This is a genomic window from Pseudoalteromonas sp. CNC9-20 (genome assembly GCF_022347875.1).
GTDB classification, from domain to species: Bacteria; Pseudomonadota; Gammaproteobacteria; order Enterobacterales; family Alteromonadaceae; genus Pseudoalteromonas; species Pseudoalteromonas ruthenica.
In genome coordinates, this window is the sequence record NZ_JAKRFS010000001.1 from 321665 (window position 1) to 338078 (window position 16414).

Below are 16414 nucleotides of genomic sequence, written 5' to 3' on the forward strand. Positions count from 1 at the left end.
TAAGTGAAGCCGCCTAGAGCGGCTTTTTTTATGCTTGGCATTTTGACTTGTAGTTGAAGCCAACTATGCTCTTAACTACGCCAACTCTATAAATCAATACATTGAAATTACAACGTTTTGCAACCTGGCTTTTGGGTTCAGCTGTCCTCATTATTGGCTCCTTAATTGCCGCCACAACTTATGTCTACTTCAGTTTGCACACCTTAACTGACGTGCAGCGTCAGGTGCAGCAATATCAGTATTCTGTAGACCGATTAGTGATATTAAAAAACGAGCTGTTACTGAATCGCGACGAAGCCAGCGTGCAGGCACTGCATCGGCAAATAGACAGTCATATTGCCGCGCAATTAAGTAATCCTTTTAATGCCCAAACGCATGCTCAATCTGCACTTATCACTGAAACTCAGCAGGCGCTAGAGGAATACATAGCACACCTCAATACCTTGGTGAGTTTGTTAACGCGTATGGGACTCAATGAGGATAAAGGTCTACGCCAGCACTTTCGTGCCCAAGCACATAAACTGCAAGAGTTAGCCGAAGAGCAGAACAACCTCATTCTAAACAACGAAGTATTAGAGCTAAGAAGGCGTGAAAAGGATTACTTAATGCGCTTTGATGACCAGTACCTAGCGCAGCATCGCCAGCATTATGACGCTATCCTCACCCTCATAGAGCGCCAGCAACTAGGCAATAGTGCGTCTCGTATACTTAAAAGTTATGGGCAAAACTTTGCAGAAGTGGTGGCGCTGTTTAACCGCATTGGTGTGCATGGTGATGAGGGAGTAAGGCAGACGTTAAGGCAGCAGGAAAGCCGCATCGAGGACTTACTGCAGCGACTCGATATTCAATATACGCAAACGCAAATCGATGATGCGCTGCTTGCGATTACGGCCACCTTGGTGGTTGTGGTTCTTGTTGCCGTGGTGCTGTTAGCGTTCTTGCAGCTTCTGAGTATGCGCGTCAATGATTCACTCACGCGCTTACACCGGCAAATCAGGCAAGTCATGGATGAAGAGGACTTCTCCTCACGCACTGGGCTGGATGGGCGCGATGAAATAGGACGGTTGGGCCAGGATATCGATCAACTCTTTGCCTTTATTGAAGAACTTCTTGAACGCTTAGCGAACGCACAAAATAAGCTGGTAGAGGAGGCTAAGCTCGCCAGTTTAGGCAGTATGGTCAGTGGCTTTGCCCATGAACTTAATACGCCAATTGGCGTTGCCATTACTAGCCAGTCATTGTTGAAAGACCAATTTTCCTTACTGAAAACAGATTTTTCCACCGGAAAGTTGAAAAAACACACTCTCAGCGCACTTATTGATAACGCCGAGCAATCGTTAGCGCTTTTAGAAAATAACCTCAATCGCAGCGCCAGTTTGATTGATACATTTAAAATGATGGCGGCACAGAACCAGTATGACAAAGAAGGCCTATTTAATGTGCGCACAACTGTGAGTCATATCATGACTAGTTTGCAGTCTGAGTTTGATTCGGCTGTGGCTATCTACCACATTGATATTGATGAGCAGCTTGAGATAATTTCTTCACCCGCAGCGCTGACCCATATTATAACCTGCTGTGTGCGCAATTGCTTGATGCATGGTAAGACAAGCGGGCGCACGCTGGAAGTCGGTATCAGAGTGAAAGAGCAAAATAGTGCGTTGCACTTGTTTATAGAAGACAATGGGCCCGGCATTGAGGAACCGTTATTGAGCAAAGCATTTGAGCCTTTCATTACCACCAAGCGTCATGAAGGTGGCACAGGGTTGGGTTTGGCGATTGTCTACAACCTAGTCCGTAGTAATTTAGATGGCCAAATCACCTTGCACAACCTACCGCAACGAGGTTTAAGCGTGCATGTGACCTTCACGCCTAAGTCTATCCAGCGCGGATAACTTCCATATGTAAATTTCCATATATACGCCATTGCATATATCCAACCTTAAGGGTAAGCTAGTTATATTCGATATTTCGTATATATAGTGTATGGCTGTACATTTTTTTAAAGCGCTCAGTGATGATACTCGTCTACAGACGTGTTTACTTATTGCCGAGCAAAAAGAGCTGTGTGTGTGTGAGTTGGTTTGCGCCTTGGCACTGAGCCAACCGAAAATATCTCGCCATTTGGCGCTGCTAAAAGAGGCGGGGGTGTTGGCGACACGTCGAGACCGCCAATGGGTGTACTATCGTATCGACGACACCCAACCCCAGTGGCGGCAGCAGATTATAGCCACCACGCTAAATAACCAAGCAGAATTAGTAGAAGACGCACTGGCGCGATTACAGGCAATGGATAATCGCCCTTCGTGCTGCGATTGATGGAGAAAACCATGACATTGAAAGTAGGCATTAATGGCTTTGGCCGCATGGGCCGGTTGGTGTTGCGCGCGGCGTATGACTGGCCGGAAATAGAGTTTGTTCATATCAACGACCCTGCAGGTGATGCTGCTACGCTCGCGCACTTATTGGAATTTGATTCGGTGCACGGACGTTGGCAATACCCAGTTAGCGCCGATGATGAGGCTCTGTGCATTAATGAGCAGCGAATCCAATGCAGCGCCAATAAGGCGATTGCTGATACCGATTGGTCGCAGTGCGATATTGTTATTGAAGCGTCCGGGAAGATGAAAAAAACCGAACTGCTGCGCCAGTATCTTACTCAAGGAGTGCGCAAAGTGGTGGTCACCGCTCCGGTTAAAGAGCAAGGCATCCTTAATGTGGTGATGGGCGTTAATGATGCGCTTTATTGCCCAGATAGCCATGATATTGTCACAGCGGCTTCATGCACCACCAATTGCCTCGCGCCGGTGGTTAAAGTGTTGCAAGATAAAATTGGTATTAAGCATGGCTCCATGACAACCATTCACGATATCACCAATACGCAAACGATTTTGGATGCCCCTCATAAGGACTTACGCCGAGCGCGCGCCTGCGGTATGAGCCTGATCCCAACCACCACCGGCTCGGCCACGGCTATCACCCATATCTTTCCTGAACTTAAAGGCAAGCTCAACGGTCACGCAGTGCGAGTGCCCCTAGCGAATGCATCGATCACCGACTGTGTGTTTGAGCTTAACCGTGAAACCACAGAACAAGAGTTAAATGCCTGGTTTAAAGAGGCAGCTCAGGGCGAGCTCAAGGGCATCCTGGGTTATGAAGAAAAGCCTCTGGTATCAATAGACTACCGCACCGATCCGCGTTCAAGCATCGTCGATGCCCTGTCGACTATGGTGGTTAATGGCACCCAGGCGAAGCTGTACCTGTGGTATGACAACGAGTGGGGTTATGCCAATCGTACCGCCGAGCTGATGCGCAAAGTCGGCAATAGCCTGTAGGGACCTGCTATGAATACATCGCCAATTCAGCAGTATGGCGTGATCACCGCAAATTATTGGGCTTTTACGCTCAGTGATGGCGCCCTGCGCATGCTGGTGGTTCTGTACTTCTACCAGCTTGGCTATGCGCCCTTGGCCATTGCCATGCTGTTTTTGTTTTACGAGTTTTTTGGCGTGGTAACCAACCTTGTGGGGGGCTGGATAGGGGCTCGTATCGGCCTCAATCGCACCATGCAAATAGGCATGGCATTGCAACTGATTGCCCTGGCCATGTTGTTAGTGGATAAAAGCTGGCTCAGTGTTCCTTGGGTAATGGCAGCGCAGGCACTCAGTGGCATAGCTAAAGATCTCAATAAAATGAGCGCGAAAAGTGCCATTAAAGCCGTGGTCAGTGACACACAACAAGGGCGTTTATACCGCTGGATAGCGCTACTTACCGGGTCTAAAAATGCCTTAAAAGGGGCGGGCTACTTTGCCGGTGGTACGCTGCTGTCGTTACTCGGTTTTAGCGGTGCGGTGATTGCGTTAATGGCCGTGGTGGGTGCTGGCTTTATCCTCAGTGCCTTGCTGCTCGGTGAGGATCTAGGTCGTAGTAAGTTTAAACCTAAGTTTCGACAATTGTTTTCTAAGAACGCGGCACTGAATCGCCTAGCAGCTGCGCGTATGTTGCTTTTTGCTTCTCGCGATGTCTGGTTTGTGGTGGCCTTACCGGTGTTTTTTATTAGTGAGCTTGGTTGGCAACACACCGAGGTTGGCAGTTTTATGGCACTGTGGATTATTGGCTATGGCGTAGTGCAAAGTATCGCGCCGCGCTTGAGCCGTCATGCCCGTGTATCGGTGTTTCACCAAGCAACCGCATTTAGTGCATTGTTGACGCTAACAACGGCGCTGTTAATAGCGGTGTGGTTGCTGTTTGCCACCACCCAGAGTGTGCAAAATATTGTCTTGGTGGTCGGGTTATTGTGTTTTGGTGCGGTGTTTGCGGTTAACTCATCGCTGCATAGTTACCTGGTTGTCAAACTCGCAGACAGAGATGCGGTGTCTTTGGATGTGGGCTTTTATTACATGGCCAACGCCATGGGAAGGCTTATTGGCACCGTGTTATCGGGTTGGTTATACCAACAAAGCGGACTACTGGCTTGTTTAGTCAGCGCGTTATTGATGCAAATAGCCACCTGGTGGGTGACCCGAAAGATAGCTTAAATACGCGGCCAAGCATTCGCTTGTGGCCGCTTTGATATTCTTTTTTTGCTGTCAGCACGGCCGTTTTGTTTTTCAATCAAGGGCAACCGCAAACACTCTTTTACATTTTTCGCCGAACTTTTTGTGCTCGCGCCCACCTAAGGCAAAAAGGAGTGAACAATGTCTCAACCAGCTAAACGCCGCCATTGGGCTGCGCAATTAATTAGAAACAACCGTGGATTTATCTGTTTTATTATCGGCATGTCGGTATTTCGCAGCGCTTTTGCTGATTGGTATACCGTGCCGACGGGCTCTATGCTGCCAACAATAGAAGTGGGTGACCGTATTACCGTAAATAAGATGGCCTATGATTTGCGCGTCCCTTTTAGTGATGTTTCACTGTTACGAATGGGCGAGCCAGAGCGTGGCGATATTGTGGTGTTTGATTCCAAGGCAGCTGATAACCGCCTCATTAAGCGTGTTGTGGGAGTGCCAGGCGATACCATTGCCATGCACGATGAGGTGTTAATTATCAATGGCCAGGCGCAGCGTTATAGGGTGACAAAGGAGAACGCTAAGGCGTTATTTGCCACCGAGTTGCTCGGTGACCTCGCCCATGCCATTCGTATTGATAAAACCCGTGCCATGCATGCTGGTAACTTTGCGCCGATACTTATCCCCAACGATCACTATTTAATGATGGGCGATAACCGCCGTAACAGTGCCGACTCTCGCTACTATGGCTTAGTGCCACGGGGAGAGTTAAAAGGGAAAGCTCATCACGTGGCCTTTTCTTTGGACTATGACCATTATTACCTGCCTAAGCGAGAGCGCTTTGGTGAATCCTTATACAGCTACAGTGAGTAAGCGATGAACACCCTAGGCATCATTGGCGGCATGAGCTGGCAAAGTACACAAAGTTACTATCAACTTATAAATCAAGGCGTGGCGCAGCGATTAGGGGGGCTGCACAGTGCTCAATTAATTCTCAATAGTGTCGACTTTGCCACTATTGCGCAGCTACAGCACGACAATCAGTGGTCGCAACTGGCAGATCGCCTCGGCTATGCTGCAACACAGTTACAGCGTGCAGGTGCTGACTGTGTGCTTATCGCCACCAACACCATGCATAAAGTCGCCGATGAGGTAAGCGCACATATTGATATACCACTTTTACATATCGTTGATGCGGTCGGTGAAGCGCTGCAACAACAGGGAATTACCACCGTAGGTCTGTTGGGCACGGCGTTTACCATGGAACAGCCTTTTTACCGCCAGCGCTTGTATGAGCAGTTCGATATCAGTGTCCTAGTGCCGAATGCTCAGCAGCGCCAGCGCGTTCACGAGGTGATTTACCAGCAATTGTGTAAAGGGCATATATGTCAGCAGGCCGAGTCTGATTACCTAAACATTGTCACTGAGCTCGGCCACCAAGGAGCTCAAGGCGTCATCTTAGGGTGTACAGAAATCGGATTGTTGCTAAAGCAACAAGACACCGCCATGGCATTATTTGACACCACGGCACTGCATGCGCAAGCGGCGGTCAATTTTGCCTTGCGCTAAATGACACAGCGGTGTGTCTAGTCAGTTATATAAAATGAGAACGCCACCAACCATAAGATTTGCCAGCCGTAACTCAAACGTTGATATAGGCCTGGGTAAGTGCGGGCTTTAAAAGCTAGATGAAGCCGATAGCAAAAATATAAGCAGGCGCAGACACACAGTAGCGAGAATCCCCGCATAAGCGATGTGAACTCCGATGATAACGCGACTATGCTCGGGGCAATGAGTAATGAAAGCAACATCAGCGCCCCACAATAGGAGTGAATGGTGCAGCTCAGGGTAGGGTGCTCAGTATAGGGGTCGCTATCCATCGCAAACAGCCCGCATCCCCAGGTTGATACCCCATGCACAATGACTAAGATGCCGATACTCAGATAGGCCAGTGAACCGTCGCTGACGCTGATGACATAAGCGCCAAACAGAGTAAAGAGCAGCCCTAATGGATAATTATTTATCAGCGGTGAGAGGGTATGTGTCGGGCTGCCTGTGGCGCCAAGCTCGCTACAAAACTGGCGAGTATGGCTGTATTGAGGATAGAACAGTGACGCAACATAGACCCCAGTGATGAGCCAGATAGAGGCAGCGATCCCCGAATATTGCACTATGCTTTGCATCGTTTTCTTCCCTGATTTATTGCTATTAACGTGTAGCGATCAAAGTACCACTTTTTACTTAATCACACATGATAAACGCTTTTTGAGTCTGGTCACTGTGAGCACCAGCTAGTTGAGCAACTTGGAGTAGCTCAGGGGTTATTGCAAATTCGGCCCCCGTGCCTGGCCAATAGAAGTCACTAGGGATGGCAGCGCTCTCATTTAAGCACAGTGTCAGTAACACCGGCGCTGCGGGGAGTACCGCTTCTTCGCCTTTTTCCACCAACATCGCGTAGCTAATATCACCACTTTGTTGTCCTCGTATTGGGGTGATAATCTCGCCACGGTAGATATGCCACACCAGACCCTTATCATCGGCAATACTGCTGACGCTGTGCACGCGCACCACTGCGCTAAAAGGGGTTTGTTGTACACTTCTTTGCAAAAAGCGTTGCTGGGCATCGAGCATATCGGTGTTCACTGGCTGCTCAGCATAGCTGCAAGTAAGCGGCAAAAACGCCGCGACTAACAAAGACAAAAATCCTTTTCTCACTCTATGCTCCTAGCGTGGTAGCTAATTTAAAGGCGACAGAAATAAGTGCCTTCCATCGCAGTCAGTTTTTAGCTAGCTTGGTCTTGCTCTACTTTAATCCAGTCACGCTCGTCAACCCAGTTCTGTTTACCATCACCTAGGGTGCGAATCGGGACGATATAGTCGCAGCTTATTTGCGGCTTCACCGAAGCAAAAATAGGCACAAAGCCAAAGCTCAGTGCGGTTTCAATGATCGCCTGTTGGTTTTGTGGGTCAATATCAGCCGCTTCATCAATATATAAAGGCACGCGATACAGGCTCTTTTCTTTGTCGGATAGCAAATGGCGTATAAATAGCATGCCACATAGCAGTTTAATGGTGATACGGGTGCCATTGGAGCCAGCAGAGTCTATTTTATCGAAGTACTCGGTTTCGCCAGCGCGATTAATCACCTGAAAGCGAATATCGAATAAATCGCTCAATGTCAGCCCAGCCTTTTCCGAGGCGAGCTTAATTAACTGATCTTTCGCCTCATTCACCTGCGACTCGTTGATATGTTGCTCTGAGAGCAAATCAAGGCTGTCACCCTGTTCATACAGATCAGAGGTCGCCAAAATGGTATCAATGCTTTGCACTAGCATCTGCCTAGGCAGCACATCAATTTTAAAGCCTTGCAGGTTAGAGATTTGCTGCTCACTGATACCATCGTTAAATAACCGCATCTCTGCCGTTAACCTATCCAGGTCTTGGCGTAACCCTTTGATCGTTGCCGCTACCTCGGTGAGGGCCACACGTGCTTGGCGGTTGACGGCTTCGCGTTCGTTATCAATGTTGTGATAGGCACTGATGAGTTTTTGGTATTTGCTCAGCTCATCGCTTTCGTTGTCGAACTTGGTAATCCCGGCATTGTAGATGTGCAAGTAGGTGTTGCGAATATTAATATCGAAGTTGCGCAGCTCCTGACAATCTTTGTTAAAGGTATGAATGGTGTCAGCCAGTGAATCAAAATCAAAGTTAATGTCGATTAAGTACGGCGTTACTTTACCGCCTACAACATCCAGCGTGTGGTCGATACGCTCGCTTTTAACCTGCTCTAAGCGTGCCTTTTGTCGTGCCAGGGCTTCAATCTTGGAGTTCACAATTGCGCGGCTATCGGCAATCCCCGCTGCACTTTGCTGTACCTCGCTGAGATAACCATCCACCTCTTCCTGTTCGGCGTTCAGGGTCTCCATCAGTGCCTGCTGCGCTTGCTGCGAGCGCTGCATCACCTGGTATTGTTCATAGCGCTTTAATGCCGCCTCTTGGGCCATCAACTGCTCATAAAGGGCGTCACGCTCAGCTTGTTTGCCGGCGGCATCGGCGGCTACGTCACGCTGCGCTTTTAAATCGGTTAATGAATGCTCCAATGATTGCAATTGCTCGGTGAGCTGTGCTTTATCGGCGCCACTTTGCATTTGCACCACAGGCAGCTTTTTAAGCTTGATGGTGGCCCCGGGCAGCACTAACTCACCGCCGCGTATCGCCTCGCTCAACAGACTTAAGAAGTCGCCAAAGGCGTGCTCATCGTCAATGCTAATTTCGCCGCCGCTGGTGGTGGCAAAAGAGAGCAAGTCCGGGTTTAAAATGCGCGAAATTTCTTCAACCTCTTTAAGCGATAAATCTTCGCGCATGCGAGTAAACAGGTTGTACTCAAGGTTTTTGAGTTGCAATTTCAGGCTTTTAATTTGCTTATGCGTTTCCTTAATACGGAAATCTAAGGTGTGTAAGCTTTGTCCTTCGGCGCTTTTCAATGAGTGACTAAGGGTTTCATATTCACCTTTCAGTGCTTTGAGCTCGCTGTGTAAGGTATCACTATTAGCGAGTTCAAACTCATGATGCAGAGCATCAAAATCACTAAACCAGGCGTTGAGTTCGGTCATTTTGCGCTCAATATCCCGAGATTGTTGCACATATAAACGCTGTTTTTGCTCAAACTCGTGCTTTTGCGATTCAATGGCCGAGAGTTGCTCATTGAGCTCGTCATTTTGCGCCTCGAAGTACTCAGCATACTCGCCCAAGGCAACATCTATTTTCGGCCCATAGGCACCCAGCTTCCCCTTGAGTGCGCTTTGATGTTCCAGCATATTTTCCAAGGCGGCAATGGGCTCTTGCATGGTCTCTAAGGCATTGAGCTCGCGGCGGGCTCGGTTAACCTTATCAAAGGCGCGTTGCCACACTTCGTAGAAGTCTACATGGGCGTTGGACATATGGCGTTCAAACACACGCAGCATAAAGCGTTTAACATCGCCGGCCCCGAGCTTATGAAGATTAAGCATACGGCGAAAAATTTCTTTGTAAGTAGGTGCGTCGCTGACATTATTAAGCGGGATCATGCGTAAATTGATATCGCCGTCAAAGGGTGTCGCACCGCCAATCAGCAAGGCATTGAGCTCTTGCGCCTTAAGCTCGAGCGGCTGGTAGCCTTTGTCTTGTAAATGCTTAAATAACCGGGTGTACTTAACGATGCGTTTATTGTCGGTAAAATCCTCTAAATTTAAAGCGCCGTTATAGCAAAAGTACTGATGAGCGAAACCGGCTATTTTACCTAACCCAGCGACGCCGATAACCACTTTGCCATGAGGAAGATCAGCCTCCAATAAAATGTAGGATTGGTCGGAGGCAAAATAGAACTTACGAGTTTCCTCTAAGTCATGGCCATCCCACTCGGTGAGCCGCAAATCGTTAATCAAAGGAAACTGTAGGGCATTAATGACCGAGCTTTTTCCGGTGTTATTAGGGGCACATATGGAGCTACTTTTATGCAAGGGGATAACGCACTTGGCATAGCCGGCAGTATTTAACAACGCGAGTTTGCTTAATCCATGTAACTGCTGCATTTATAGCTCCTCGGCGCTTTCTAGCGCATCACTGTTTACTTCTAATAGGGCATCTAAATAGCGATGGATGGGCGCGAGCAGGCGAAAGGCATGGTCTTTTTCTTTGCATAGCCCCAAGCGCACCATGCGCATTAACACGTCTTTGCGCAGGTCGGTGCCGGAGAAAATCTCCAGTTGGTCAAACAGCACCTTGTTGTGCAATACCAACTCTTGGCATAGCTCTAAATCCACCTCACTGTCGAATAGCGCACGCATTGGATCTTTACCGGCATTGGCGTAGTGTTCGATTAAGGTGTAGATAAAAAGCGCGATGGCCCGCGATATTTTGCCCATATTGGCGGTGCCTTCATCCATAGCGAAGTAATAAAAGCCTCGCGCATCATGCACAAGGGTGTGGCCTAAGGCCGTAAATAACAGCTCGTATTGGTCTCGCTGTTGGTCTAGCTCTTGCCAGGCCAAGTTGTCTTGCTCGCTGATGTGGTAGCCACTGACTAGTTTTTTGTTAATGTAATGCAGTTGCGTTAGCTGCGATAAATCAATCTGACTCATACCGGGTCATTACTCTCATTAGTGGGCTCGCTGGCGGCAACGAAGGGATACAAGGTAAAGCGCTTGCCAGCGAAGGTCTTTTGTTCGGGGTGGGTATCTTGCTCGAGTGCTAAGCTCGCGTCGTTAATAAGCTTTTGATACAGGTAAAGTAGCTCATCGGCTTCTAGTTCTGGGTAGGAGCCACTGAGTACATCGATAACCTGTTGTTTGCCTGCGCGCTTTTTATTGTTGCCTTTAAACAGTGCGCGCACATCGCCATAAGCGGGGATCGCTGGCGGTGTATAGGGCGCAGCTTGGTCGCCATCGGGCAGCTCAAAGTCGTGCTCTTCAAATTCAGCCAACCCTGCCATATAGGCTGTTAGCTGAGCATTGCTGCCGAGCTGGTGGCGCATCGGATCGGAGGCAAAAAACGGCTGATGGGCACTCATAACCGTGTCTAACCCGCGCTTTCTTATGTGTGCCAGCACTTTTGCTGCCTGACGGGTGATCAATGTGTTTTGTCGTAACTCCTCACGCAGTGGCATAAGAATATCGGCGCTGTGACGCAAGCTTTGCTGACCTACTTGATGCATATCGAGGATGCGGGTGCGCAGCTGCTCAAGCATGCGAATACTGGCGCTGTCACGACCACTTTGCTTTAGCGTATACAAGTGCGCGCTGAGGCCTTGCTCAATGGCATCAAAGCACAGCTGAAATGGGCCGTTGATATCGAGCATGGCTAACATCGGCTCTATGTACTCATCGAACGCTTCAATAACGGCTTTGTAGCGTTTTGCCAGCGACAAGTGCGAGGCGTCAGACTTGGCTTGCTCAACCAAGTTGTAAATGGCATTTTCGTTATGTCGATAGAGCTTAACGATTTTGCGAACCCGTTCATCCATAATCCGGCTGTAACGACTAATATCCATGTAATCAGCATCATCTACCGCTTGTGACAATTTAGTGCTTAAGCGTTGCAGGTCTTCCACCAAAACGTGAATCTCTGCGGCCACACCGAGACTTTCATCTTGCAGCAAGTAAGCGGCAAAATCACTAATGGCGCGGTTAATCTCCAACTGCGAAGACTTGGCCAAGGGCACCAAGATGTCTTGATTGAGTAGGCGGTTGGTTTCTTTGTATATTTGCGCGCCGGAATAGTGGGGAAAGTGCTGCTTCACTATACTCTGCACTTCTTTAATACTGAAATCGCCCATCTTGTAGCGTTTAATCAGAGTTTCCAGCACCGGCCATAGCTCTGTCAGCGTATTGAGAACGCGCTTGGCTAGTATCATGTTATGTATTCTTTGTGCTTGGCAATGGGGAGCGATTATAACGAAAGCGAACTAAGGGTAAAACAGCTTTTGCGCCGTTGCGCAAGCTTTACACGAGGGGAGTAAAAAAATTGTCATATTAGCGTATTTGGTAATAGCCCCGGGACATAAGCGGTGTTAGAATTCGCGCCGCTTGCAGACCAAAAACCTGTTATTGGTCTGACAATTAACCCAGGGTACTCCTAAGTTTGTTTTTTGTAGCGCGGGTGTGTGCATACGGGCAGTAAACTTAGCAGTATTGTTCTATTCGCCTATAGCAAGGAAAAATACCAAAAATGGTCAGTGCGCTCATCTTGACGCTCATTGCCGTGGCCTTTGTGCTTATTGTCGTGGAAGATGTCATCCACGTGAATAAGGCTAAAACCACGCTGTTTTTCGGCACCCTGTGCTGGATCATCCTCTTTATCTCCCCACTAAACGGTCACTCCCTCGACCACATTAAGCATGAACTCAATGAGAATATTTTAGAAATTGCCACCCTTTGGCTATTTTTAATGGCGGCAATGACCTTTGTTGCCTATCTCAATTCCAAAGGGTTCATTCAAAACTTAGTGCAACGCGTATTGCCCAGCGAAATCAGTGAGCGTAAATTAATGTTCCTGATTGCAGGTTTTGCATTTTTGTTTTCGTCGATTTCCGACAATATCACCGCAACCTTAGTGTCGTTGGCGGTGGTGATGTCGTTGAAGTTAGACGGACGCAAACTGGTCAAGTACGCTACGTTAATCATCTTCGCGGTTAACTCAGGGGGGGTGTCGCTTATTACCGGTGATGTCACCACGCTAATGATCTTCCTTGCTGATAAAGTCACCATAGCTAATCTTCTGCTGCTAGTGGCCCCAGCAGCACTGAGCGTTATTGTGCTCGCTGCTTTGTTATCGATGAAAATGAATGGTCGAGTGAGCTTCGCCTTGGGCGAGCCTAAAGCGATAGAAAAGACCGATATCACCATTGCAGCTATTTTTATTTCGACCATTGTCGGTACTCTAACAATGAGTGTGCTGTATTCCATTCCGCCTTTGCTGACCTTTTTGTTCGGGCTTTCGGTGATGTTCCTAAGCGCCCAGTTCTTGATGCGTAAAAAAGACGTGAATAAAAAAATCATCGACTATATTCGTGAAATTGAATACGACACCTTACTGTTCTTCGTCGGTGTGTTGCTGTTGGTCGGCGCGCTAAAAGAGGTTGGGGTGCTGGCGCAATTTACCCACTTGTATGAAGTATTGGCACCGAATCAAGCCAACTACTTGATGGGCATACTCTCGGCAGCGGTGGATAATGTGCCACTGACCGCAGCGTTATTAAAAGCAGATATTCACATGCAAACCCGTGACTGGCTCGCGTTTACCTATGCCACCGGCGTGGGTGGGTCGATGCTAGTTATCGGCTCGGCCGCAGGTATCATTGCCATGAGTAAGGTGCGTGACCTTACCTTTATGAGCTATCTGCGCAATACGGTGTACTTATTAATTGCTTATTCAGTAGGTTACAGCGGAGCCTACATGATGGGTGCGTTTGTTTAAGTACTGCAAAGTGGTATATCATTGACAGCATGAGGGCCATTATTTTGGCCCTCATAATGCACACATATAGGCATGGATTGCGATTATACGGTAAAAAGGATTGGCGCCAATTTTTTAGTTACTAGCAGTGATGTGCACCTTGGTTCTTAGAACTGGTCGTTGATCGCTGCAAAACATTTCCTTTCTCTGTAAGCTTCGCTTTTTATATCGGTGTTTAATTAGCTGCATCTATGTATTCAGAGGTCATATGACGTTAGAAGTAATACAGAATCCAGAACAAGACTTACTCGACTTTATTGCTCAGCAAATCAGCCAATATAATTGGGCCCATTGGCAAAATGTAGAACGCAAACCTTTAGCGGTTAGCTGGCGCGATGAACAAGGCGAAGTAAAAGCCGGTGCCAGTGGCCGCACCTTTGGTCATTGGTTGCTACTGGATTATCTTTGGGTGAGTGACACATTGCGTGGACAAGGCATCGGCTCACAGTGTCTCACTGCCATAGAGCAAGCCGCAAAGGCGCGCGGGTGCACCTATGTGCTGCTCGATACTTTGGATTTTCAGGCGCAACCGTTTTATGAGCGTCATGGCTATGAAACACAATGGGTGCAACAGCAATATCCGCTTGACGGCAAAAAATACTTTATGAGCAAACAGCTTCATGAGTAAGCCGAGACGGTACTTAAAAAGAACAAGGAGGTTAGTTTTGGCGGCATTACTGTTTGGTTTTATATTCGCGTTTCTAGTGCCCGAGCCGGTGACCATTCCCGTGCATGGGGCAAGCAGCGCAGATTGGCATCAAGATACCTTTTGGTATGAACCTTGGGGAAGCTCTGGGGTGCATAAAGGGGTAGATATTTTTGCCAATAAAGGCACTGACGTGGTGGCCGCTTCACATCACTTGGTGATTTATCGTGGACAGTGGCCCAAGGGCGGCAATGTGATGATTGCCCTCGGACCAAAATGGCGATTACACTATTATGCTCATCTAGACAGCTTCAGTGATAGCGAACGTCGTTGGTTTAGTGGCGGTGAGCAAATAGGCAGTGTTGGCACCAGCGGCAATGCCCAAGGTAAAGCCGCTCATTTACACTACTCATTGGTGACTTTAATTCCTTACTTTTGGCTTATTGATAGCGCCCCCCAAGGCGTCAAGAAAGCCTTCTACCTCAACCCTATAACTTATTTCGACAACTAACGGAGCAACGGATGCGATTAGTATTACTGGCTTTGGCGTTTATTTTACTGCTATGCAGTTGCGCAGAACCCGTCCCTGCACAAAAGCGCGATTATGTCGGGCACTGGCAAAGTCCCAGCATGAGTTTATTGATTCTTGAAGATGGCACAGTTGCCTATAAACGCTATAAAAACGGGGGCTCTACCTCAGTGGAAGGGCCGTTGCAATCATTTGAGGGTGACGACTTCAGTGTTGGCATTGGTTTTTTCAGCACCACCTTCATCGTCAACGAGCCACCGAACAACAACGACGGTCAATGGACTATGGTCGTTGACAATGAACGGCTAATAAAACAGCCGTCTGCCTACAGCCATTAAATTCAGTTTTCATCAAACAAGGAAGACCCCAGTGAGTCAACTTACCCGCAAAAAGCAATTTGCCACGCGTGCGGTGATCACCCGCGCTTTGTATACCGGTGCATTGTTTATCTATGTACTGTTTTTTATTAACTTTATGATGGAGCAGAGCTTTTGGGCGCAAGCGATATCGGTGTTGATATTTAGCTTTATGCTCAGTGCCCAGTATCAATGGAGCATCGAGCCCATACGCTGTAGTGCCATATTTGTTGAGCATGGGGTACTGAACTTACTTGATACGCCGATAAAGCTCGCTGATGTCAAAGAGGTCATTTACTGCCAGCACCAGCGTTATGAACATATTGTTCGTTTTCGCTATCACAATAGAACTTTTCAAGACTTTGAGCTCTCCTCGAGTGACCTGATAGCCGATTTACAGCTTTATCATTTTTTAGTGGCCCAAGGTTTGGTGGTGCGCATGACTGAAGACAGTAGTCAGTTTTCTTAGATATTGGCGAGCACTCACTATTAGCTTATCTCATGACGATTGTATTCACAGGAAAGGTAACTTTATTTTTCACACAATATCGAGCATTTATTCTTTATAAGCAAATTTTTATAAATTGATTGTTGCGTAATTAAGGAATTATAACGTTGGCTTTTTAATGAAAAAGAGGTGTTCAGATTTATTTATTGTTGATAGGTTAATAGCGGCTTGATTGAAAAACAATCAACTTAGTTTCTGTTTATATAAATGATAAGTTTATGTAGCATTTTTGTTTCCAAACTATTGTTAAGGAAATAAAAATGAGACAAAAAATTTTATCAGCCTGTGTGTTGGCGTTGCTCTTTTTCGTGGCCAATAATTTATTGGCATCTAGCTCACAAATAAAAGTAACAGACTACAATACCTTCTATGATACCCAAGTAAACAGTGTAAATTGCGGAGGGTATTGGGACGAGCGATTAGTGAGAGTCTGTGATTATAGAACCGAGTTAGTAGACGTTTCTTACAAACGTTGTCACTACAGGCTTACCGCATCGGCTCCTAATAGCGATGCGCCAGAGTGGGAAACTCGCGTTGTATTATCAACACAAAGTTGCCCAGCAAACTGGACAATTGCCGGACCTTCTGGCCAGGCTCCCGGTGGCGTATATATGCATCAACACAACTCCTATTTCACTCAACAAGAAGAGCAAACCGTCGAATATAATTGTCGTATGGAAACGCGAACTGTTTGGGTGCCAGTTGATGGTGAGCATTGCCCCATACAACCTTAATTAGATTCCATAATCGGCAATACACAGGTTGGCTGCGGCCAACTTGTGTGTCCAAGCAATCATTACCCGCCAGAACACCTTCCAGTGAAGTGTGATATTGACTTCTAGCCGTCTGCTAGGTACATTGCTGATTCACTTC

17 protein-coding genes are annotated in these 16414 nt (G+C 47.5%); 12 read left to right on the forward strand and 5 right to left on the reverse strand.

All coding sequences use genetic code 11. From position 1 onward, the window contains the following. The first annotated feature begins 131 nt into the window (after positions 1–131). From MHM89_RS01440 to MHM89_RS01465, 6 genes are all read left to right on the forward strand, one after another. Positions 132–1895 carry a HAMP domain-containing sensor histidine kinase gene (locus tag MHM89_RS01440; RefSeq protein ID WP_239407897.1) on the forward strand — a complete coding sequence of 588 codons (1764 nt, stop codon included), beginning with the start codon at positions 132–134 and terminating at the stop codon, positions 1893–1895. 91 nt (positions 1896–1986) lie between these two features. Next, the gene (locus tag MHM89_RS01445; protein ID WP_239407898.1) at positions 1987–2319 is read left to right on the forward strand and encodes a metalloregulator ArsR/SmtB family transcription factor; all 333 of its coding nucleotides are present in this window, start codon (positions 1987–1989) and stop codon (positions 2317–2319) included. A gap of 11 nt (positions 2320–2330) precedes the next feature. Then, complete coding sequence (locus MHM89_RS01450) at positions 2331–3335, forward strand: ArsJ-associated glyceraldehyde-3-phosphate dehydrogenase (RefSeq protein WP_239407899.1); 1005 nt, start codon at positions 2331–2333, stop codon at positions 3333–3335. A 9-nt stretch (positions 3336–3344) separates the two neighbouring features. Then, positions 3345–4538, forward strand: a complete 1194-nt coding sequence (arsJ, locus tag MHM89_RS01455) for an organoarsenical effux MFS transporter ArsJ (protein WP_239407900.1) — start codon at positions 3345–3347, stop codon at positions 4536–4538. Between the two features lie 159 nt (positions 4539–4697). Next, positions 4698–5384 (forward strand): signal peptidase I, encoded by a 687-nt coding sequence (gene lepB, locus MHM89_RS01460; protein ID WP_239407901.1) that lies wholly within the window; start codon positions 4698–4700, stop codon positions 5382–5384. A gap of 3 nt (positions 5385–5387) precedes the next feature. Beyond that, entirely contained in the window at positions 5388–6080 is a 693-nt protein-coding gene (locus MHM89_RS01465; RefSeq protein ID WP_239407902.1) for an aspartate/glutamate racemase family protein, read from the forward strand. 17 nt (positions 6081–6097) lie between these two features. On the opposite strand, the gene MHM89_RS01470 is transcribed toward MHM89_RS01465, so the two are convergent. The 5 genes from MHM89_RS01470 to MHM89_RS01490 form a co-directional block, all read right to left on the reverse strand. Next, positions 6098–6694 carry a DUF998 domain-containing protein gene (locus MHM89_RS01470; RefSeq protein ID WP_235418924.1) on the reverse strand — a complete coding sequence of 199 codons (597 nt, stop codon included), beginning with the start codon at positions 6692–6694 and terminating at the stop codon, positions 6098–6100. 58 nt (positions 6695–6752) lie between these two features. Beyond that, positions 6753–7226, reverse strand: coding sequence for a hypothetical protein (locus MHM89_RS01475; RefSeq protein WP_239407903.1), 474 nt, complete (start codon positions 7224–7226; stop codon positions 6753–6755). A gap of 68 nt (positions 7227–7294) precedes the next feature. After that, complete coding sequence (locus MHM89_RS01480; protein ID WP_239407904.1) at positions 7295–10081, reverse strand: ATPase; 2787 nt, start codon at positions 10079–10081, stop codon at positions 7295–7297. After that, complete coding sequence (locus MHM89_RS01485) at positions 10082–10630, reverse strand: hypothetical protein (RefSeq protein ID WP_022945119.1); 549 nt, start codon at positions 10628–10630, stop codon at positions 10082–10084. Then, positions 10627–11901 carry a hypothetical protein gene (locus MHM89_RS01490; RefSeq protein ID WP_239407905.1) on the reverse strand — a complete coding sequence of 425 codons (1275 nt, stop codon included), beginning with the start codon at positions 11899–11901 and terminating at the stop codon, positions 10627–10629. The genes MHM89_RS01485 and MHM89_RS01490 overlap by 4 nt, the downstream gene beginning before the upstream one ends. A gap of 314 nt (positions 11902–12215) precedes the next feature. Here MHM89_RS01490 and nhaD point away from each other — a divergent pair, with 314 nt between their 5' ends. From nhaD to MHM89_RS01520, 6 genes are all read left to right on the forward strand, one after another. Beyond that, positions 12216–13463, forward strand: a complete 1248-nt coding sequence (gene nhaD / locus MHM89_RS01495; RefSeq protein WP_045978368.1) for a sodium:proton antiporter NhaD — start codon at positions 12216–12218, stop codon at positions 13461–13463. A gap of 247 nt (positions 13464–13710) precedes the next feature. Beyond that, on the forward strand, positions 13711–14130 hold the full coding sequence (locus tag MHM89_RS01500; protein WP_026111135.1) for a GNAT family N-acetyltransferase: 420 nt from the start codon (positions 13711–13713) through the stop codon (positions 14128–14130). A 37-nt stretch (positions 14131–14167) separates the two neighbouring features. After that, positions 14168–14659 (forward strand): M23 family metallopeptidase, encoded by a 492-nt coding sequence (locus MHM89_RS01505; RefSeq protein WP_022945123.1) that lies wholly within the window; start codon positions 14168–14170, stop codon positions 14657–14659. A gap of 11 nt (positions 14660–14670) precedes the next feature. Further along, positions 14671–15015, forward strand: a complete 345-nt coding sequence (locus MHM89_RS01510; RefSeq protein ID WP_022945124.1) for a hypothetical protein — start codon at positions 14671–14673, stop codon at positions 15013–15015. Positions 15016–15046: 31 nt separating this feature from the next. Further along, positions 15047–15502 (forward strand): hypothetical protein, encoded by a 456-nt coding sequence (locus MHM89_RS01515; RefSeq protein WP_022945125.1) that lies wholly within the window; start codon positions 15047–15049, stop codon positions 15500–15502. 299 nt (positions 15503–15801) lie between these two features. Beyond that, complete coding sequence (locus tag MHM89_RS01520; RefSeq protein ID WP_239407906.1) at positions 15802–16275, forward strand: hypothetical protein; 474 nt, start codon at positions 15802–15804, stop codon at positions 16273–16275. Positions 16276–16414 lie beyond the last annotated feature (139 nt).

Excerpts from the sequence above, each read along its gene's own strand:
- MHM89_RS01445 (WP_239407898.1), top strand. The coding sequence starts at position 1,987 with ATGGCTGTACATTTTTTTAAAGCGCTCAGTGATGATACTCGTCTACAG.
- MHM89_RS01450 (WP_239407899.1), top strand. The coding sequence starts at position 2,331 with ATGACATTGAAAGTAGGCATTAATGGCTTTGGCCGCATGGGCCGGTTG.
- arsJ (WP_239407900.1), top strand. The coding sequence starts at position 3,345 with ATGAATACATCGCCAATTCAGCAGTATGGCGTGATCACCGCAAATTAT.
- lepB (WP_239407901.1), top strand. The coding sequence starts at position 4,698 with ATGTCTCAACCAGCTAAACGCCGCCATTGGGCTGCGCAATTAATTAGA.
- MHM89_RS01465 (WP_239407902.1), top strand. The coding sequence starts at position 5,388 with ATGAACACCCTAGGCATCATTGGCGGCATGAGCTGGCAAAGTACACAA.
- MHM89_RS01470 (WP_235418924.1), bottom strand. The coding sequence starts at position 6,694 with ATGCAAAGCATAGTGCAATATTCGGGGATCGCTGCCTCTATCTGGCTC.
- MHM89_RS01480 (WP_239407904.1), bottom strand. The coding sequence starts at position 10,081 with ATGCAGCAGTTACATGGATTAAGCAAACTCGCGTTGTTAAATACTGCC.
- MHM89_RS01485 (WP_022945119.1), bottom strand. The coding sequence starts at position 10,630 with ATGAGTCAGATTGATTTATCGCAGCTAACGCAACTGCATTACATTAAC.
- MHM89_RS01490 (WP_239407905.1), bottom strand. The coding sequence starts at position 11,901 with ATGATACTAGCCAAGCGCGTTCTCAATACGCTGACAGAGCTATGGCCG.
- nhaD (WP_045978368.1), top strand. The coding sequence starts at position 12,216 with ATGGTCAGTGCGCTCATCTTGACGCTCATTGCCGTGGCCTTTGTGCTT.
- MHM89_RS01500 (WP_026111135.1), top strand. The coding sequence starts at position 13,711 with ATGACGTTAGAAGTAATACAGAATCCAGAACAAGACTTACTCGACTTT.
- MHM89_RS01510 (WP_022945124.1), top strand. The coding sequence starts at position 14,671 with ATGCGATTAGTATTACTGGCTTTGGCGTTTATTTTACTGCTATGCAGT.
- MHM89_RS01520 (WP_239407906.1), top strand. The coding sequence starts at position 15,802 with ATGAGACAAAAAATTTTATCAGCCTGTGTGTTGGCGTTGCTCTTTTTC.